20 protein-coding genes are annotated in these 18,667 nt (G+C 68.4%); 18 read left to right on the top strand and 2 right to left on the bottom strand.

The genetic code is table 11. The features are described from left to right. The 4 genes from cbiE to ACYYG1_RS07655 all read left to right on the top strand — a co-directional run bounded on the left by cbiE (position 1) and on the right by ACYYG1_RS07655 (position 3,508). Complete coding sequence (cbiE, locus tag ACYYG1_RS07670) at positions 1 to 1,212, top strand: precorrin-6y C5,15-methyltransferase (decarboxylating) subunit CbiE (RefSeq protein ID WP_461209708.1); 1,212 nt, start codon at positions 1 to 3, stop codon at positions 1,210 to 1,212. Positions 1,213 to 1,471: 259 nt separating this feature from the next. Continuing rightward, on the top strand, positions 1,472 to 1,867 hold the full coding sequence (locus tag ACYYG1_RS07665; RefSeq protein WP_461209707.1) for a secondary thiamine-phosphate synthase enzyme YjbQ: 396 nt from the start codon (positions 1,472 to 1,474) through the stop codon (positions 1,865 to 1,867). A gap of 102 nt (positions 1,868 to 1,969) precedes the next feature. After that, positions 1,970 to 2,806, top strand: a complete 837-nt coding sequence (locus tag ACYYG1_RS07660; RefSeq protein ID WP_461209706.1) for a sulfotransferase family protein — start codon at positions 1,970 to 1,972, stop codon at positions 2,804 to 2,806. Positions 2,807 to 2,839: 33 nt separating this feature from the next. Next, the gene (locus ACYYG1_RS07655; protein WP_461209705.1) at positions 2,840 to 3,508 is read left to right on the top strand and encodes a cysteine hydrolase family protein; all 669 of its coding nucleotides are present in this window, start codon (positions 2,840 to 2,842) and stop codon (positions 3,506 to 3,508) included. Between the two features lie 6 nt (positions 3,509 to 3,514). On the opposite strand, the gene ACYYG1_RS07650 is transcribed toward ACYYG1_RS07655, so the two are convergent. Then, positions 3,515 to 4,507, bottom strand: a complete 993-nt coding sequence (locus tag ACYYG1_RS07650; RefSeq protein ID WP_461209704.1) for an NAD(P)H-dependent glycerol-3-phosphate dehydrogenase — start codon at positions 4,505 to 4,507, stop codon at positions 3,515 to 3,517. A 160-nt stretch (positions 4,508 to 4,667) separates the two neighbouring features. Between ACYYG1_RS07650 and ahbB the strand changes: the two genes are divergently transcribed. The 8 genes from ahbB (at position 4,668) to ACYYG1_RS07610 (ending at position 11,650) form a co-directional block, all read left to right on the top strand. Further along, complete coding sequence (gene ahbB / locus ACYYG1_RS07645) at positions 4,668 to 5,159, top strand: siroheme decarboxylase subunit beta (RefSeq protein WP_461209703.1); 492 nt, start codon at positions 4,668 to 4,670, stop codon at positions 5,157 to 5,159. Next, positions 5,156 to 6,424 carry a glutamate-1-semialdehyde 2,1-aminomutase gene (gene hemL, locus ACYYG1_RS07640; protein WP_461209702.1) on the top strand — a complete coding sequence of 423 codons (1,269 nt, stop codon included), beginning with the start codon at positions 5,156 to 5,158 and terminating at the stop codon, positions 6,422 to 6,424. Before ahbB ends, hemL begins: the two co-directional genes overlap by 4 nt. 169 nt (positions 6,425 to 6,593) lie before the next feature. Further along, positions 6,594 to 7,688 carry a cobalt-precorrin 5A hydrolase gene (locus ACYYG1_RS07635; protein WP_461209701.1) on the top strand — a complete coding sequence of 365 codons (1,095 nt, stop codon included), beginning with the start codon at positions 6,594 to 6,596 and terminating at the stop codon, positions 7,686 to 7,688. Then, the gene (cobJ, locus tag ACYYG1_RS07630) at positions 7,649 to 8,437 is read left to right on the top strand and encodes a precorrin-3B C(17)-methyltransferase (RefSeq protein WP_461209700.1); all 789 of its coding nucleotides are present in this window, start codon (positions 7,649 to 7,651) and stop codon (positions 8,435 to 8,437) included. The genes ACYYG1_RS07635 and cobJ overlap by 40 nt, the downstream gene beginning before the upstream one ends. A 194-nt stretch (positions 8,438 to 8,631) precedes the next feature. Continuing rightward, positions 8,632 to 9,027: a cytochrome c3 family protein gene (locus ACYYG1_RS07625; RefSeq protein WP_461209699.1), complete on the top strand. Its 396-nt coding sequence runs from the start codon at positions 8,632 to 8,634 to the stop codon at positions 9,025 to 9,027. 65 nt (positions 9,028 to 9,092) lie between these two features. Continuing rightward, positions 9,093 to 10,097: a hypothetical protein gene (locus ACYYG1_RS07620; RefSeq protein ID WP_461209698.1), complete on the top strand. Its 1,005-nt coding sequence runs from the start codon at positions 9,093 to 9,095 to the stop codon at positions 10,095 to 10,097. 248 nt (positions 10,098 to 10,345) lie between these two features. Beyond that, positions 10,346 to 10,522 (top strand): hypothetical protein, encoded by a 177-nt coding sequence (locus ACYYG1_RS07615; RefSeq protein ID WP_461209697.1) that lies wholly within the window; start codon positions 10,346 to 10,348, stop codon positions 10,520 to 10,522. Between the two features lie 12 nt (positions 10,523 to 10,534). Then, positions 10,535 to 11,650: a ubiquinone/menaquinone biosynthesis methyltransferase gene (locus ACYYG1_RS07610; RefSeq protein ID WP_461209696.1), complete on the top strand. Its 1,116-nt coding sequence runs from the start codon at positions 10,535 to 10,537 to the stop codon at positions 11,648 to 11,650. Between the two features lie 12 nt (positions 11,651 to 11,662). Here ACYYG1_RS07610 and ACYYG1_RS07605 read toward each other — a convergent pair whose 3' ends face one another. After that, the gene (locus ACYYG1_RS07605; protein WP_461209695.1) at positions 11,663 to 11,857 is read right to left on the bottom strand and encodes a DUF2065 domain-containing protein; all 195 of its coding nucleotides are present in this window, start codon (positions 11,855 to 11,857) and stop codon (positions 11,663 to 11,665) included. A 69-nt stretch (positions 11,858 to 11,926) separates the two neighbouring features. On the opposite strand from ACYYG1_RS07605, the gene ACYYG1_RS07600 reads away from it, so the two are divergent. The 6 genes from ACYYG1_RS07600 to ACYYG1_RS07575 all read left to right on the top strand — a co-directional run bounded on the left by ACYYG1_RS07600 (position 11,927) and on the right by ACYYG1_RS07575 (position 18,534). Then, positions 11,927 to 13,246, top strand: coding sequence for a nucleotide sugar dehydrogenase (locus tag ACYYG1_RS07600; protein WP_461209694.1), 1,320 nt, complete (start codon positions 11,927 to 11,929; stop codon positions 13,244 to 13,246). A gap of 68 nt (positions 13,247 to 13,314) precedes the next feature. Next, positions 13,315 to 13,497 carry a hypothetical protein gene (locus ACYYG1_RS07595; protein WP_461209693.1) on the top strand — a complete coding sequence of 61 codons (183 nt, stop codon included), beginning with the start codon at positions 13,315 to 13,317 and terminating at the stop codon, positions 13,495 to 13,497. Positions 13,498 to 13,516: 19 nt separating this feature from the next. Further along, on the top strand, positions 13,517 to 14,206 hold the full coding sequence (gene mqnB / locus ACYYG1_RS07590) for a futalosine hydrolase (RefSeq protein ID WP_461209692.1): 690 nt from the start codon (positions 13,517 to 13,519) through the stop codon (positions 14,204 to 14,206). Then, positions 14,203 to 14,997 carry a 1,4-dihydroxy-6-naphtoate synthase gene (locus ACYYG1_RS07585; protein WP_461209691.1) on the top strand — a complete coding sequence of 265 codons (795 nt, stop codon included), beginning with the start codon at positions 14,203 to 14,205 and terminating at the stop codon, positions 14,995 to 14,997. The genes mqnB and ACYYG1_RS07585 overlap by 4 nt, the downstream gene beginning before the upstream one ends. 63 nt (positions 14,998 to 15,060) lie before the next feature. Further along, positions 15,061 to 16,026: a polyprenyl synthetase family protein gene (locus tag ACYYG1_RS07580; RefSeq protein ID WP_461209690.1), complete on the top strand. Its 966-nt coding sequence runs from the start codon at positions 15,061 to 15,063 to the stop codon at positions 16,024 to 16,026. A 24-nt stretch (positions 16,027 to 16,050) separates the two neighbouring features. Further along, positions 16,051 to 18,534: a diguanylate cyclase gene (locus tag ACYYG1_RS07575; RefSeq protein WP_461209689.1), complete on the top strand. Its 2,484-nt coding sequence runs from the start codon at positions 16,051 to 16,053 to the stop codon at positions 18,532 to 18,534. The last annotated feature ends 133 nt before the right edge of the window (positions 18,535 to 18,667 follow it).

Genomic DNA, 18,667 nt, shown 5'->3' with positions numbered 1-18,667 from the left:
ATGCCCATCCACGTGGTCGGCCTGGGCCAGGATCCGGGCAACCTGCCCGACTATTCCGAAAGCGTCGTGGAGCACGCCGAATGCCTGTTCGGCGGCCACGAACAGCTGGCGCACTTCGAGGACCATCCGGCCGAGAAGATCCCCATCACCGTGCCCCTGGACGGGGTCATCGAGCGCATCGCCGAGGCCTACGCGGACAAAAAGATGGTGGTGGTCCTGGCCGACGGGGACCCGCTGTTCTACGGCATCGGCGCGATCCTCATCGACCGCCTGGGGCCCGAGGACATCCACATCTACCCCAACGTGACCACCCTGCAGCAGGCCGCCGCGCGCGTGAAGATCCCCTGGCAGGACGTGGCCGCCGTGTCCCTGCACGGCCGCAGCGACTACGCGCCCCTGTATTCCGCGCTGATCAGCAACCAGTGGGTGGCCGTGTTCACCGACGCCAAATCCATCCCCTCGGCCATCGCCCAGGACCTCTTCGACAAGGGCGGCGAGACCCACTGCATGTGGGTGCTGGAGAATCTGGAGACGGAAAACGAGCGCGTGGGCCGCTTCGCCCTGGACGAGGCCCGGCGCAAGTCCTTCTCCAAGAAGAACCTCGTGCTCCTGGAGCGCCGCCGGGACCCGGAAATCCCCCTGGCCCTGGGCACGCCCGACGACCTGTTCATGCGCGAGAAGGACCTCATCACCAAGGGCCCAGTGCGCGCCGTGAGCGTGGCCGCGCTCAGGCTGCGCAAGGACTCCGTGCTCTGGGACCTGGGCGCGGGCTGCGGGTCCGTGGGCATCGAGGCCTCCAGCATCTGCCACCAGGGCCGCGTGTTCAGCGTGGAAAAAAACGCCGACCGCGTGGCCATGATCCGCGAGAACATCCGCCGCGCCGGGGCCTATCCCGTGGAGACCGTGCACGGCCACATGCCCACCTGCCTCGCGGAGCTGCCCGACCCGGACCGCGTCTTCATCGGCGGCGGGCTGCCCGAGGAAAAGGTCCTGGACACGGCCTGCGAGAGGCTGGCGCCGGGCGGACGGCTGGTGTGCAACGCCATCCTCCTGGACACCCTCACCAAGGCGCGCACCACCTTCGAGGCCCTGGACTGGGAATTCTCCATCACCCTGGTGCAGGCCGCCGAAACCAAACCCCTGGCTGGACGCCTGCGCCTGGCCGGAGACAACCCCGTGTTCGTGATCATCGCGGACAAGCCCGCGAAGTAGGAAGAAATTCGCCTCCGGCGGCTCAAGGGGATAATCCCCTAGCACTGCTGTCCCCATCCCTAAGGCGCTATGTTCACTTCGTTCCACACCGCCCAAGGGCTGGAGGCTGAGAATCCCTATAGAGGGACTTTCCCCCATATAAAAAGGTCTTTTGGAGGGGATGGGAGGGGGTCCGGGGGAGGGAAAGGGAACCTTTTCTCCTCAAGAAAAGGTTCCCTTTCCCTCCCCCGGTTCACGCCAGCCAACAAGGACGACACACATGGAAACGCTGAACGTCAGCACCCGCACCCGCGAAGAGCTGGTGGACATCACAGGCGAGGTGCAGGCCCTGGTCCGCGCCGAGGGCTGGTCCGACGGCGCGCTGCTGCTTTATTGCCCACACACCACCGGGGCCGTGACCATCAACGAGGGCGCGGACCCGGACGTGGTGCGCGACATCGTGGTCAACATGCGCACCCTGGTGCCCCACAGGGGCGACTACCGCCACGCCGAGGGCAACTCCGACGCGCACATCAAATCGTCCCTGTTCGGCTGCGGCCAGATGGTGATAGTCGAAGGCGGGCAGGTGCAGCTGGGCGCCTGGCAGAAGATCTATTTTTGCGAATTCGACGGCCCGCGCTCGCGCAGGCTGTGGGTCCAGTTCCTGCCGGCCTAGCGCGGCGGCCTTGGCCGCAACCAATCAAATTTCATATACAAGACGGATGACATCCACTACCGTGCAGTCATTCATTCCATTGCGGACGCAGGAGCACCAACAATGAGGATTTTCATCGGAGGCACCGGACGGAGCGGCACGACCGTCACCTGCCATATCTTCACCCAGCACCCCGATGTCCTGATGTTCATGGAGCCGCGCTTCATCAACGATAAGAATGGTTTGACCGACTATATCTCGGGCAAATGCGACCTCGCCGCGTTGCGGGCCGAATTCAGAACCAAATTCCTTCAATACCTGATCAGGGGCGTCCATCCCGTCCAGATCGAATTCTGGACGGAGTTCTACAACCAGGAGTTCATGGACAAGGCCTTCCGGGACTGCTTCACGCACGCCGACAGAATGGCGGACGCGAAGGCGTTCATCTCCTTCATCTTCGGTAAGGCCGTGGCGGCCAAAAACTTGACGAAATGGGTCGAAAAGACCCCCAACACGGTCGAAGTCTGCCACGTCCTGCTCGATATCTTCCCGGACATGAAATACATCCACAGCTTCCGCGACCCCCGCGACATATTCTGTTCCGTGCGCCCCATGGACTGGGGGCCGAACACGGTGGAGGAATTCATCCCCTGGTACACGACCACCATGCAAAACGCGTGGGCGAGCCGGGCCCAGGTTCCCGCAGAATGCTATTTTTCTTTCGATCTGGCCGACCTCGCCGCGAATCCCCGCAAGATGACGGAGAAGCTCTTCCGGTTCTCCGGTCTCGACCACGACGAGGCCAACGTCGCCCAGTGCGCGAAACGGGTGGAATCAACGAAAACGCATCTGCAGCGCTGGAAGCAAGAGCTGACCAGGCAGGAAAACATGGCCATCACGGCCTACTGCCTGCCGACCTACGAACACTGGCTCCAGCACCGCGAGACGGTCGAGGACTGACGCGCCTCTCTCGGCGACGACCGGTTGAGCCTCTTGATCCAACCCACCCACCTAGCCATGCCGACCACCACCCCGACATCCCGCGAGATTCCCCTGGCCCCGGCCGCCTCGGCCCTGCTCTTCGTGGACGCGCAGAACTACTGCTGCCACCCGGACGGGGGCGCCTTCAGGGGGCTCGCGCCGGAATACAAGGAGGAGCGCTGGGGGGAATTCTTCCGTGGGTTCGAGGCGTCGGTGCTGCCCAACATGCGGGCCCTGCAAACGGGCTTTCGCGGGCGCGGCTGCGAGGTGCTCTACGCGGTCATCGAAAACCTGACCCTGGACGGCCGCGACCGCGGCCTGGACTACAAGATCTCGGGCATCGACGTGCCCCGGGGCTCCTGGGACGCGCAGATGCTGGACCAGCTCGCCCCGGGCCCCGACGATATCCGCCTGCCCAAGACATCCTCTGGCGTGTTCGCCTCCACCAGCCTGGACTATGTGCTGCGCAACCTGGGCGTACGCCAGTTGGTGGTCGCCGGCGTGTTCACGGACCAGTGCGTGGAGTCCACGGTGCGCGAGGCTTGCGACCGGGGCTATCTGGTGACGCTGGCCACGGACGCCTGCGCCGCGCGCACGGCCCTGGGCCACGAAAGCTCGCTGCGCGCCCTGTCCGGCTACTGCCGCCGACGCGCCACGGCACGGATTCTGGAAGAACTGTAGGGCGGCCTACTCGTCCTTGAGCTCGCGGGTCATGAGCTCGCGCACGGCCTCGCGCGGGTCCTTGTCCTCGTAGAGCACCGCGTACAGCTGCTCGGTGATGGGCATGGACACGCCCAGCTTCTTGGCCAGCAGGTGCACGGACTGGGTGGTCTTCACGCCCTCGGCCACGGACTTCATGCCCGCCAGGATCTCGGGAAGCTTCTTGCCGCGCCCCAGCGCCAAGCCCACCTGGCGGTTGCGCGACAGGTCGCCCGTGCAGGTCAGCACCAGGTCGCCCAGCCCGGCCAGGCCCTGGAAGGTGGCCGCGTCCGCGCCCAGCGCCACACCCAGGCGGGCCATCTCGGCCAAGCCGCGCGTGATGAGCGCGGCGCGGGCGTTGTGCCCGAACTCCAGGCCGTCGGCGCAGCCCGCGGCCAGGGCGATGATGTTCTTCAGCGCCCCGCCCAGCTCCACGCCCTTGTAGTCCGGGTTGGAATAGACCCGCAGCGCCTCCGAGGACAACGCGGCGCGCAACTCCTCGGAAAGGGCGGCGTCGGCGCAGCCGAGCGCCACGGCCGTGGGCACCCCGGCGGCCACCTCCTTGGCGAAGGACGGGCCCGAGATCATGGCGAAGCGCGGGCCCATGTCCGCCAGCTCCTGGGCCACGATCTGGCTCATGGTGGCCAGGGTGTCCATCTCCACGCCCTTGTTGGCGCAGACTATCACCGGGGACCCGGGCAACAGCGGCTTGAATTCCCTGAGCGCGGCCCGGAAAAACTGGCTGGGCACCACGAACACGTGGTACGCCGCCCCGGCCACGGCCTCGGCCATGTCCGTGGTGGCCACGAGCCCCGGATCGAGGGCCGAGCCCGGCAGATACCATTCGTTCTCGTGGCGCTGGTTCACGGCCTCGAGCACTTCGGCCTCGCGCACCCAGAGGCGCACGTCCAGGCCCTTGGTGGCCCAGGCGTTGGCCAGGGCCGTGCCCCACGCGCCCCCGCCGATGACCGCTATCTTCATGGATCGTCTCCTGGTTGGTGTCGTTTCGCCCCCGCTGTGTACCCCGCGCCCCGGCCCATGGCAAGGCCGCCAAAGCCCCGCACCGGTTGCATCGCGGCCCGGCCTCGGGTATCTCTCATGGGTCCGCGCAAAACCAGACCCCAAGCCCACCGGAGCAGCCATGGCCAAGCAGTTCAGTCCCACACAGCAAAGGATCCTCGCCATCGTGCAGGCCGACCTGCCCGACGGCCCCGAGCCCTTCGCCGAGATCGCCCGCCGGACGGGCGCCACCGAGGACGAGGTCCTGGAGCTGTTGCGGGGCATGAAGGCCTCGGGCGAAATCCGCCGCTTCGGCGCGACGCTGCGGCACCAGAAGGCGGGCTACGCGCACAACGCCATGGTTGCCTGGCGCGTGCCCGAGGGCGCGGACGTGGACGCCGTGGGCCAAACCATGGCCGCTCGCCCGGAAATTTCCCACTGCTACATCCGGCGGACCACCCCCGAGTGGACCTACAATCTCTACACCATGATCCACGGGCAGAGCCCCGGGGACCACGCGCGCGTGGTGGCCGAACTGTCCGAGGCCACGGGCCTCACGGACTACGACGTCCTGGAGAGCGTCCGCGAACTCAAGAAAACCTCCATGGTCTATTTTCAGGAGAACGACGCATGATCCATTCCAAGCAGCTATTCGAGCGGGCCCAGAAGGTCATTCCCGGCGGCGTGAACAGCCCGGTTCGCGCCTGCAAAAGCGTTGGCGCGGACCCCATGTTCATCGGCCGGGCCTCCGGGTCGCGCCTGACCTCCGTGGAAGGCATCGAATTCGTGGACTTCGTCATGAGCTGGGGGCCCATGCTCCTGGGCTACGCCCACCCCGAGGTGGCCGCGGCCGCGGCCAAGGCCGCCGCGCGCGGCGCGAGCTTCGGCGCGCCCTGCGCCCTTGAGGTGGAAATGGCCGAGATGGTCGTGGACATGGTGCCCTCCGTGGACATGGTGCGCATGGTCAATTCCGGCACCGAGGCCACCATGAGCGCGCTGCGCCTCGCGCGCGGCTGCACCGGCCGCTCCAAGGTCGTGAAGTTCGAGGGCTGCTACCACGGGCACGCGGACAGCTTCCTGGCCAGCGCGGGCTCGGGCGTGGCCACCCTGTCCATCCCCGGCACCCCGGGCGTGCCCGCCGAGACCGTGGCCCACACCCTGCTCGCGCCCTACAACGACCTGGAGGCGGTGAAGGCCCTGTTCCAGGCCCAGGGCCAGGACATCGCCGCCGTCATCGTGGAGCCCGTGGCCGGGAACATGGGCTGCGTGCTGCCCGCGGCCGGATTCCTGGAGGGCCTGCGCGTCCTGTGCGACGAATACGGCGCGCTGCTCATCTTCGACGAGGTCATCACCGGCTTCCGCGTGGCGCGCGGCGGGGCCCAGAAGGCCTTCGGCATACAGCCGGACCTGACCACCCTGGGCAAGATCCTGGGCGGCGGCTACCCCGTGGGCGCGTACGGCGGCAAACGCAAATTCATGGAACGCGTGGCCCCCAGCGGCGACGTGTACCAGGCCGGAACCCTGTCCGGAAACCCCGTGGCCATGGCCGCGGGCCTCAAGACCCTGCAGATCCTGGCCGCGTCGGACTACAAGGCCCTGGCCGCGCGCACCAAGGCCCTGACCGGGGAGCTGGCAGCCATCTTCAAGGAAAAGGGCGTGCCCGCCTGCATCAACACCATCGCCTCCATCTTCACCGTCTTCTTCTGCGAGGGCCCGGTGAACAACTTCGAGGACGCCAAAAAGGGCGACACCGGGCGCTACGCCCGGTTCTACGGCCAGATGCGCGAGGCCCACGTGAACCTCGCGCCCAGCGCCTTCGAATGCGCCTTCACCTCCTTCGCCCACACCGAGGACGACTACGACCGCTTCCTCTCCGCCGTGCGCAAGGCGGAACTGTAAAGGCAATGTGGGGGCGCTGCCCCCACGCCCCCGCCCAAGGGGATAATCCCCTTGGGAATCCCTATTTGGTGTGGGAGGTAAACCGCCTACCCCAATAGAAGGATGCAAGGGGGTTACCCCCTTGCCAGGGGGCCCGGGGGACAGCGACCCCCGGCCGCCGGAGGCCTCCATGTTCGAACCCGATCCCGGTTCCACAGCCCGCCCGGGCCAGCGCAAGGACGCTGCCGTGTACGCGCTCACGCCCCAGGGGGCGCGGTTGGGGCGCGTGTTGGCGCGGGAGTTGGGCGGCGATCTGTTCGTGAGCGCGCGGCTGGCGGACGGAGGCTTCGGCCAGGCCGGGACCTTCGACAGCCTGCCGCCCTTTGTGGGCGCGGTGTTCGCGAGTTATGCGGCGCACGTGTTCGTGGCCGCGGCGGGCATCGCGGTGCGCTGCGTCGCGCCGCTGCTCCTGGGCAAGGACCGGGACCCGGCCGTGGTGGCCCTGGACCAGCGCGGGCGCTTCGCCGTGAGCCTGGTCTCCGGGCACCTGGGCGGAGCCAACGATCTGGCCCGCAGGATCGCGGGGATCACCGCCGGGCAGGCCGTGGTGACCACGGCCACGGACACCGAGGACCTGCCCAGCCTGGACGTGCTGGCCCAGGAGCGCGGCCTGGCCATATTCAATCTGGACGCGGTGAAGGCGGTGAACGTGGCCCTGCTCGCGGGCGAGACCGTGCAGGTCCACGACCCGGACGGCTGGCTGCGCCTGGCCCCGGAGGCGGGCGTTGAGCATCCGTGGAGCGCGCATTTCCGGCCCGTGGCCGACGCGGCGGGCTGGATTCCCGGGGCCCCGGGGGTCTGGGTCACGCACCTGGCCAGGGAGCCAGAGGAGAACATGCTGCTGCTGCACCCGCCCTGCCTGGCCGTGGGCGTGGGCTGCCGCCGGGGCATGGACGCGGAGGCCATCCTCGCGGCGGTGCACGAGACCCTGGCCGCCGCCGGGCTGGCCCCGCAGGCCGTGCTGGCCCTGGCCAGCATCGAGGCCAAGCGCAATGAGCAAGGCCTGCTGGAGGCCGCGGCGCGCCTGGGCCGGGGACTGTTTTTCTACGACGCCGGGGAATTGGCCGGATTTGATACGCCCAACCCTTCGGACAAGGTGCTTCAGACAATGGGCACGCCCTCGGTGAGCGAGGCGGCGGCCCTGGCATGCGCGGGAGCCGAGGCGCTCCTGGTGGAGAAGACCAGATGCAACGGTGTGACGGTGGCGGTGGCCCTGGTTCCCTGACCGTGGTCGGCCTTGGCCCGGGGGACGCGTCCCTGCTGGCGCCCATGGCCCTGGCGGCGCTCACGCGCGCCCGGGTGCTGGTGGGCTACGGCACGTACATGGACCTCCTGGACCCGGTCCTGCGCGAGGGCCGCGATGTGGTGGTCACGGGCATGAAGCAGGAGATGCGGCGCGTGGCCGAGGCCGTGGACCGGGCGCGCGCGGGCGAGGACGTGGCGCTCATCTCCTCGGGGGACGCCGGGGTCTACGGCATGGCCGGGCTGGCCCTGGAAATCCTGGAGCAAACCGCGGGGGACGGATTGCCGGACCCGGACTTCACCGTGGTCCCGGGCATCCCGGCCCTGGCCGCCGGAGCCGCGCTGCTCGGCGCGCCCCTGACCCACGACTTCGCGGTCGTCAGCCTCTCGGACCTGCTCACGCCCTGGGAGGCCATCGAGAAACGCCTGGACCACGCGGCGGCCGCCGACTTCGTCATCGTGCTCTACAACCCGCGCTCCAAGCGCCGGGACTGGCAGCTGCCCCGGGCCCTGGAGATCATCGCCGCGCACCGCGCGCCCGAAACCCCCGTGGGCCTGGTGCGCTCGGCCTACCGCCAGGGGCAGGAGGTCTCGGCCGCCGCCCTGGCGGATTTCGACCCCGGCGAGGCGGACATGCTGTCCATCGTGTTCGTGGGCAACTCGGCCACGCGCCTGTCCGGCGGGCGCATGGTCACGCCCCGGGGCTATCTGGAGCGTTACGGCACAAGCTAAACATTTCAACGCGCCGCGCCGATAGGTCAGATGCGTCCCCGGTTCGCGAAAGCTCCGGCAAGAGGCGAAAACAGCGCGTATTTCCAGGCCCGGCACCCGTTCGCGCCCGCCCGCACGTCTTGACACGATGGGCAAGCTACAATAGTGGTGCTCAATGAATACTTTATCATACCTTATGAGGAGGTAAGTCTGAGATGAAGAGATTCCTGACCATGGGTCTGGTCTGCGCGGCACTCGTCTGTTTCTGCGCGCTGCCCGCCCTGAACGCCGCCGATGCGCCCGCCGACGGTCTGAAAATGGCTAACACCAAGAAACCGGTCACCTTCAACCACTCCACCCACAAGGGCGAGGACTGCAAGGTCTGTCACCACACCTGGGACGGAGCCGCGCCCATCAAGAAGTGCTCCGACGCCGGCTGCCACGACAAGTTCGACAAGAAGGACAAGAGCAAGAACAGCTACTACCAGGCCATCCACAGCAAGAAGGCCTCCAAGCCCACCTGCGTGTCCTGCCACAAGGACGTCGCCGGTGCGGACAAGGACAAGAAGAAGCTGCTCACCGGCTGCAACAAGTCCGCCTGCCATCCGTAGGCCCCAAATGGCATTCCGGGGCCGCGTAAGCGGCCCCTTTCCTTCACACAACCGCGAGGTGTTCCATGGTCCCTGACAACCCCAACGATGAAGTCCTCGAACTCACCGACATCATCAAAAAGGGCGATCTTGCCTCCGGCGGCGAGGACGGCGGGGACGACGACGTCGACCTGGGCTTCGAGCAGGAACTCGAGGAACTCTTCGCGGACAGCGACGACGAGGACGGCGGCAAGGACGACGACGAATTGGACCTCTCCAGCCTGGACGAGGAACTCGACGCCCTGGGCGGCGATGACGCCGAAGACAGCGCCGAGGAAGCCGACCTTTCCGACCTTGACGACCTGCTGGGCGACGACGAGGACGATGCGCCCGCGCCCGACGCCGGGGGCGACGACGACCTGGACGACCTCTCGGATCTCGACGACCTGCTCGGCGACGACGGAGACGACGCGGCCGAAACGGCCCAGGCCGAGGACTCCGGCGACGACGATCTGGGCGACCTGGACGACCTCTCGGACCTCGACGACCTCCTGGAGGCGGGGGACGGAGAGGCCGCGGACGCCACGGACGCTGTAGCCGACGAGCCCGACGAGAGCGCCGAGGCCCCCAGCGAGGAAGAGGCCTTCCCGGACCTGGACGACGATCTGGATGGCCTGGACGATCTGGAGGCCTCCATCCAGGACCTGGACGACACCCTGGACGGCCTGGAAGACCTGGACGAACCCGAGGAGGCCGAAGCGGCCGAGCCCGCCGAGGAGCCCGCCGCCCAAGAGCCGGCTTCCGCCCGGGTGGCCGACGGGCCTCCGGCCGTGCTGCCCCAGCAGGCCGTGGAGGAACTGGTCGCGCGCCTGGACAAGGTGGAGAAGACCGTGTCCAAGGAACTCCAGGACCACGTCAAGGACATCCTGGCCAAGATGGGCCCGGGCGACGCGCAGGCCGGGCCGGACATCGAAGCCCTCAAGGCCGAGATCAAGGCTGAGATCATGGCCGACCTGGAGAAGGAAATCGCGGCTGCCGCGGCGCGGGTCATCCGCGAGGAGATCGCCGCGCTCATGGGCTCGGGCGAATAGGCCCGGGAGACATCAATCTTTCCGAAAGGTTCGCGGGGGTCCGCGGACCTTTCGCCGTTTCAGGCCTCTCGACTCCACCCCCGGCCCATGCTACACGAAGCGAAAAACGGGGAGGGCTTGACAGGTTTTTCCCGTTTCCCGCCCGGTACGCCAGACCATGGGGTCCAGGCCGTTTCCCCCCGGGCGGGTTTTCCCCGACGCAACAGGGTGAAAAACCCCCTCCCAGGCTGTTCAAAGCGGAGATGCCCGTGGACAAGGTCCAGAAAGAAGCCCTGCAGGTGGCCAAGGAAATCACCGTCAAGTTCATCGAGATCGGCCGCATCTCGCCCGGCAACTTCCCGGAAATCTTTTCCAGCATCTACAACGAGGTCCTGCGCACCATCAGCGCGGACCCGCGCAACGCGGCTTCGCAAGACGCCGAATAAGGCCCGCGACAGATGCTTGAAAACGATCCCCGCGAACAGGCGGGCCGCGTGCGCCAGATGTTCGGGCGCATCGCCGGCTGGTACGATTTCCTGAACCATTTCCTGAGCCTGGGCCTGGACATCGTCTGGCGGCGGCGGCTGGTGCGCGCGGTGCGCCCAGGCCGCACGGGCCGCATCCTGGACCTGGCCGCCGGGACCATGGACGTGACGCGCGCCCTGCTCGACGCCCATCCGGGCGCGCGCGTGCTGGCCATGGACTTCGCCCGGCCCATGCTGGAGCGCGGCCTGCCCAAGGTCAGCCATCAGGCCCGGGACGTGCTGCCCGTGCTGGCCGACGGCCGGTCCCTGCCCCTGCCCGAATCCTGCGTGGACGGCGTGACCATCGCCTTCGGCATCCGCAACATCCGCCCCCGCCAGGCGGCCTACGCCGAGATCCTGCGCGTGCTCGCGCCGGGCGGCCGCCTGGCCATCCTGGAGTTCGGCTCCTCGCGGCGGCCCATCTGGAAGGGCCTGTACAATTTCTACCTCAACGGTATCCTGCCCCTGGTGGGACGCCTGATCTCCGGGGACCGCAAAGCCTACTCCTACCTGGCCGAGACCATCGCCGACTTTCCCACGGCCCCGGACCTGGAGCGGGAACTGCGCGACGCGGGCTTCGTGCGCGTGGACCACGAGTCCCTGCTCTCGGGCATCGTGAACATCCACGTGGCGGAGCGCCCCCTGAGCAACGGGCTCTACGTTATGGGCGCGCCCCGGGACGCCCAGGCCGCGCCGCGACCCGAACCCGAGGAGGACCCCGTGGGCATCACCGCGCGCTGCGCGGCCAACACGGCGGCCGGGCTGAAGGCCATGGAGGCCGCCCTAGTCCCTGCGGCGAAGGCCCCGAAGGCCAAGGCGAAAACCAAGACCGCCGCTGCCGGGACGGAAAAGGCCCCCGCGAAAAAGGCCCCGGCCGCCAAGGCGGCCAAGAAGCCCGCCGCGCCCGGGGCGGCGAAAAAGGCGACAGCAAAAAAGACGGCCGCAAAGGCCGGGACGGCCAAGGCGACGACCAAAAAGGCCGCCCCCAAGGCCACGGCGAAAAAGCCCGCTACCCCGAAGAAGACAGCGGCGAAGAAAACGACGAAGTAGCTAGCGAAGGTTTCAGGATCTGGCCAGCCAGACGAGGAACAGCCCGGCCAGCACGGCCGCGCCGCCCATGAAGCGGATTTCACGGGCCGGGCGCTCGGCCAGCAGCCTGAGCATGGCGGGCAGCTTGTCCGCAGCGAGAAAATACGCGGCCCCCTCCAGGACGAAAGCCAGGCCCAGGGCCGCGAGAAAGGTTTTCCAATCGAACATGCGACACTCCTACCCGCAGGCGCGGGCCTGTGTCCACCCCGGAGTGCCGCGCAAAGGAGCAAAGAAGAAATGATCAGTTTTGAGGACCTTGCAAGCGGCCGCAAGCCCGTGGCCGTGGTGGGACTCGGATACGTGGGGCTGCCCTTGGCCGTGGCCCTGTCGCACCATTTCCAGGTCATCGGATTCGACATCTCCGAAAGCCGCGTCAAGGAGCTCGCCGAGGGGCGGGACCGCACCGGCGAAGTGGACGCCGCCGCCCTGACGGCGTCGACGGCCGCCTATGCCTGCGACCCGGCGGAACTCGAAAAGGCGGGCTTGGTCATCGTGGCCGTGCCCACGCCCATCGACGCCTACCGCAGCCCGGACCTCGGCCCCGTGCGCGGGGCGTCCGCCACCGTGGGCAAGCACCTCTCGCCGGACACGGTGGTCTGCTACGAATCCACGGTCTATCCCGGGCTCACCGAGGAGGTCTGCGTACCGCTCCTGGAGCAGAACTCCGGGCTGGCCTGCGGCAGGGACTTCTTCGTGGGCTACTCGCCCGAGCGCATCAACCCCGGGGACAAGGTCCACACCCTGGAGACCATCGTCAAGGTGGTGGCCGGGCAGGACAAGGCCACGGCCGACCTCCTGGCCCAGGTCTACGGCTCGGTGGTCCGGGCCGGGGTGCACCGCGTGACCAGCATCAAGGTGGCCGAGGCCGCCAAGGTCATCGAGAACACCCAGCGCGACCTGAACATCGCCCTGATGAACGAGCTGGCCCTGATCTTCGACCGCATGGACATCGACACTCAGGAGGTCCTGGAGGCCGCGGGCACCAAGTGGAATTTCCTGCCCTTTAGGCCCGGCTTGGTGGGCGGCCACTGCATCGGCGTGGACCCCTACTACCTGACCTTCAAGGCCGAGGCCATGGGCTTCCACCCCCAGGTCATCCTGGCGGGGCGCAGCACCAACGACTCCATGGCCAAGCACGTGGCCGAGAAGACGGTCAAGCGCCTGATCCACAAGGAATGCCTGGTCAAGGGCGCGCGCGTGGGCGTCCTCGGCCTGACCTTCAAGGAGAACGTCCCGGACCTGCGCAACACCAAGGTGGTGGACGTGATCTCCGAGCTCGAGGAGTACGGGGTGGAGGTCCTGGTGCACGACCCCATGGCCGACCCGGCCGAGGCCAAGGCCGAATACGGCATCGACCTGACCCCCCTGGAGCGCATGACCAACCTGGACGGCCTGATCCTGGCCGTGGGCCACGAGGCCTACCGCGGCCTGGACATGAGCTTCGCGGGACTGGCCCGGTTCTTCGCCCGGCCCCGGGGCGCGGTGGTCCTGGACATCAAGGGCTTCCTCGACGGGACCAGCCTCAGGAACCTGGGCGTGGACTACTGGCGGCTGTAGGAGAAGGCATGGCCGAGGACGTTGCGCGCGTCGTCTGCTGGCGCGACTGCTGAAGCGGGTTCCGCGAGGTGAGTTCGCACCTCGCCGCCCTGGCCCCCGGAGGGCGCATCGAAGCCGAAGTGGACGGGGATTCCGTGTTCAAGATCGAGATCCTGGCCCGGCACCATTCGGCGCGCATCGCCGCGCGCGAAACAGCCCCCTCCGGCCATGTGCTCCTGACCCTGGAAAAAACCGAATCCGAACAAAACTGACAGCGAATCGAGCACCCTCATGCTGGTCCTGGCCTTCGCCACCGCGCGGGAATGCGCCGCCGCCCTAGACACCGCCCCCCCCGAGCCGGGAGGCTGGGCGCGCGCGGCCGTGGCCGGGCGCGAGGCGCTGGTCCTGGTCACCGGGGTCGGCCCGCTGAGCGCGGCCCTGGCCCTGGGACGGCTGCTGGGCGAACAATCCCCGCGCGGGGTCGTGAACCTCGGCGTGGCCGGGGCGTTTTCCGGCCGCCTGGCCCTGGGAACGACGGCCGTGGTACGCGAGGAGATCTGGCCGGAATACGGACTGCGCACGCAGGAAGGCGTGGACGCGCGCGGCCTGGGCTTCCCCCTGGCCGAGACGCCCGGGGGCCCGGTGTACAAACGCATCGGCCTGGACCCCGGGGGCGCGGCCCGCGAGCTGGGCCTGGCCCTGCCCGGGGACTGGCCCCTGGCGGCGAGCCTCACCGTGTCCGGCGTAAGCGCCGACGCGGCCGTGGCCCGGTCCATGGCCCGGACCTACGACCCGGACATGGAGAACATGGAGGGCTTCGCCCTGGCCCTGGGCTGCCTGCGGGCGGGCTTGCCCTTCCTGGAGGTGCGCACCGTGTCCAACATCGTGGGCCCGCGCGAGGCCGGGGGCTGGGACCTGCCCGGCGCCCTGGCGGCCCTGGGCCGCGCCGCGCGCGCCCTGCTGACGGAGAATAAATCATGAACGGCTCTTTGAGCGTGGCCATATCCCCCTGCCCCAACGACTCCTTCATCTTCGCGGCCTGGATCCTGGGCCTAGCCCCGGAAGCGGCCCGGATTCCCGCGCGCTTCACCTGGGCCGACGTGGAGGAACTCAACCAGGCCGCCGAGGCCCGGCGCTTCGACGTGGTCAAGTTGAGCGCGGCCGCGGCCCTGGGCCTCACGGACAGCTACGAGATCCTGCCCTCGGGCGCGGCCTTCGGCCTGGGCGCGGGCCCCAAGCTCGTGGCCCGGCCCGACGCCCCCGCGCGCCCCAGGGTGGTGGCCGTGCCCGGGCTGCGCACCACGGCCCTGGCCGTGCTGCGCGCGGCCATGGACGAGCCCTTCGAGGCCAAGCCCATGCTCTTCTCGGACATCGTGGCCGCCGTGCAGGCGGGCCGGGCCGACGCCGGGCTGCTGATCCACGAGACAGCCCTGGCCCCGGAGCGCCACGGCCTGGAAATCCGCCTGGACCTGGGAGCGTGGTGGGCCGACGCGACGAACGGCGCGCCCCTGCCCCTGGGGGTCATCGCGGCCCGGCGCGACCTGCCCGGCGACGTGCGCCAGGGGGCGGCCCGCGCCATCCGGGCCAGCATGGAGCAGGCCCGCACGGCCCCGGAATCCATCCTGCCCCTGGTGCGCATCCTGGCCCAGGAGCTGGACGAGGCCATCCTCGCCGCGCACATCGAGGCCTACGTCAACGACCTCAGCCTGGACATGGGCGGGCGCGGACGCGAGGCCCTGAAACACCTGGAGGCCATGGTCCGCGGCGCATGATTTCATGTTAAGAATTGGCTCAACCACTTGCCCTCCCGGGCAAAAACCGGATACAGACCCCTCATGCAAGACATCATGCGATACCTGCAGGGCGAGTTGCCAAGGATCAACGCCTTCCTCGACGAGCAGGCCGCCGCGCTGGATCCGGTGGTGCGCCCGTCCGTGGAGCACGTCCTGGCCGCCGGGGGCAAACGCCTCAGGCCGCTGTTGACCATCCTCACGGCCCGCGCCTTGGGCGCGGGGGACGAGGTCTACCCCCTGGCCTGCTCCCTGGAGCTCCTGCACTCGGCCACGCTCTTGCACGACGACATCCTGGACGACGCCCAGCTCAGGCGGGGCCGCCAGGCCGCGCACCTGGCCTTCGGCAAGTCCACCACCATCCTGGCCGGGGACGTGCTCCTGGCCCTGGCCAACCGCCTGGTGGCCGACTACGGCAAGCCCCGGCTCACGGCCGTGCTCTCCGAGGCCATCATGCGCACGGTGACCGGCGAGGTCATGGAAATCGCCAACGTGCGCAACACCGCCCTCAGCCACCAGGAATACATGGACATCATCACCGGCAAGACCGCCTACCTGTTCCAGGGGGCCTGCCAGTGCGGGGCCATCCTGGCGGAGGCCGAAACCGGGATCGAGCAGGCCGCCCACGACTACGGCCTGAGCCTGGGCATCGCCTTCCAGCTGGTGGACGACGCCCTGGACTACGTGTCCCCGGCCGAGGTCACGGGCAAGCCCTCGGGGGGCGACCTGCGCGAAGGCAAGGTCACCATGCCGCTCATCTCCTACCTCCAGAGCCTGGACGCCGACAGCCGCGAATCCCTGCGCGCCCGATTCGCCGCCGGAACCCTGGACGACGAGGAAATCGCCCGCGTCACCGCCGGCGTGGAGCGGGGCGGGCTGGTTTCCGACGCCCTGGACGAGGCCCGGCGCCACGTGGACGCGGCTCGCGAGGCCCTGGCGCTCTTTCCCGAGTGTCCGGAAAAAGGTATACTGGACTCCGTGCTGGATTACGTGGTCCGACGCGACAGGTAATTCTTCCCACCAAGGGCGGACGCCATGGGCAATTCCTGGGAGGCGCGCCTCCTCTCCTCGGTTCGACAGGGCCTTGAGCAGGCCTTCCCCCCGGTCATGGCCCAGCTCCTGCGCGAACTGGTCAAGCCCGCGCCGGACTTCACGGACATCGCCCAGGTCATCGGCATGGACCCCATCATGTCCGCCGCGGTCCTGAACCTGGTGAACTCGCCCTTCTACGGCCTGACCCAACGCGTCACCTCCCTGGAGCGCGCCGCCGTGGTCCTGGGCACCAAGGAAATCCTCAAGATCGCCCTGTCCGTGTCCTACCTGCGCCAGGACACCACGGACAAGGGCGACGAAAATTCCTTCGCCACCTGGCGGACCATCGTCTGGGCGGCCATCGCCGCCGAGCTCATCGCCGAGCGCATCTGCCCGGACCAGGCCGACCTGGCCTATCTCTGCACGCTCCTCAAGGACCTTTCCCTGCTGCTGTTGACGCGCACGGAGCCCGACGCCCTCGCGCCCTTGAACCCGGAACAGCTGATCTGCCTGCAGCCCGGCCAGCTGAACGCCGAGGCCGAGGCCTGGGGCAGGACCCATCCGGAGCTGACCCTCCTGGCCCTGGAGCAGTGGGACATCCCGGACCTGGGCTGCGGCTGCATCGCCCACCACCACGCGATGGCCGAGCTGGAGAACCATCCGGCCCTGACCCAGGCCGTGATCCTGGCCACGCACTGGTCCGAGCTCACGGGCGGCTGCGACCGCGACCCCCTGCTGTACATGCAGTTCGACCACACCCTGCGCGGCCGCCTGGGCATCGGCCCCGAGGAAGTGGAGGAACTGCGCCAGACCTGCGTACAGAAGTTCCGGTCCCTGCTGGCCATCCTCAACCTGGACGAGGCCGCGCCCAACCAGCGCCTGTACGAGCATTCCGTACAGACCATGCAGCAGTATCATTTCCAGTGCCTGGACATCCCCTCCACCTCCGGGGGGCTAGCCGCCGTGGCCCGGGCCGTGGCCAGGCACCTGGGCTGGAATTTCGAGCTTTCGGGCTGGGAGCTGTCCCTGCGCTCGCCCCTCAACGGGACCTGGGCCCTGTTCCGGTCCACGGGCGGCCCGGTGGAGGAAAAGGGCTCCGCTGAAGTGGACACGGACCTGCCCTGGCGCCTCAAGAAGCTGCGCCTGCTGCTCCTGGCCTCCGGGGACAAGTGGGGCGAGCTGCGGCTGCCCTCGGGCCTCAGCGACCAGCAGGCCTCCCAGGTGGCCATGTACGTGCGTTTCCTGTCCCGGGCCTTCGAGGAATACAGCCTGCGCCAGGCGGTCATGGAGTCCAAGGCCCGGACCCTGGACCTGCTGCCCGTGGGCGTGGCCCGCCTGGACGGCGAGGGCCGCATCCAGGAGCTCAACGCCTCCCTGTTCCGCATGCTCGGGGCCCCGGCCGCGCCCAAGGGGCGCGACGCCATGCAGTGCCTGCACGTGGACGCGGGCAGCGGCACCGACGCGGAATGGCGACTGTTCCTGGCGGACACGGAAAAGCCCGCCTTCAACAAAATCGCCTGCCTGACCCCGGGCCCCGAGGAGCCGGGGCAATGCCTGTTCGTGTCCGCGCACAAGGAGTCCGCCCCGGGCGACGACTCCATCCTGTTCCTGGCCGAGGACCTCTCCGACGTCACGGAGTTGGAGATGCAGGCCTTCAGGCACAGCGAATTCCTGGAGCGCCTGGTGGACTCCATGCGCGACCTAGTGCTCACCGTGGACGCCAAGGGCAACATCACCTTCGTCTCCCCCTCGCACCGCGACCGCCTGCAGGACGCGAACCTCTTCGAGGTCTCCCGGCCCACCAAGGACGCGGCCCGCTCCTGGGGCCCGGACATGCTCGGTTCCACGGACGCGCCCCTGGAAATCTCCATCCTGGGGCCGGACGGCTCCCACAAACCCATGGAATGCATCATCTCGCCCCTGCACGGCAGGCGCAGCGAGCCCCCGGCCTTCCTGGTGGTGGGGCGCGACCTGAGCGTGGTCCGCAGGCTGGAGGAAAAGGTCAGGCGCCAGGCCGTGTACGACGGGCTTACCAACCTCCTGAACCATCACCAGTTCCACATGCTCCTGGAACGCGAGACCCGCCGGGCCCTGCGCACGACCCGGCCCGTGGGGCTGATCTTCTTCGATCTGGACAAGTTCAAGGAAGTCAACGACACCCAGGGCCACCAGATGGGCGACGCGGTACTGCGCAAGGTGGCCGCGGCCCTGCGCGAACAGGTCCGTCAGGGCACGGACTTCCCCTGCCGCTACGGCGGGGACGAGTTCGCGGTCATCGCCACGGAGGTGGACCCCGGCGGGCTGGGCTCCCTGGCCTCGCGCATCAAGGCCGCGGTGGACAGCTCGCTGCTGGGCAAGGTCCGGCTGAGCATGGGCGTGGCCATGCTCAAGCAGGGCGAGAGCCCGGAATCCCTGCTCAAGCGCGCGGACAACGCCTGCTACCAAGCCAAGACCGGCGGCGGGGACGACATCGTCCACTCCTTCTGACGGCCCCGGCGCGGCCGCGAAAGGCTGCGGCCGCAGGGTCAAAACATTCACTAATTCACTGAAATAAAAGCATATTTATATCGAGGCAAGAGGTCTTTGTATTTTCAGCGTACTGGGGTACAGTCGCGCGGGC

Source organism: Desulfocurvus sp. DL1XJH-121, assembly GCF_054819825.1.
Note: the sequence above shows the minus strand (reverse complement) of the source record. Positions and strands in the feature narration are given on the sequence as shown.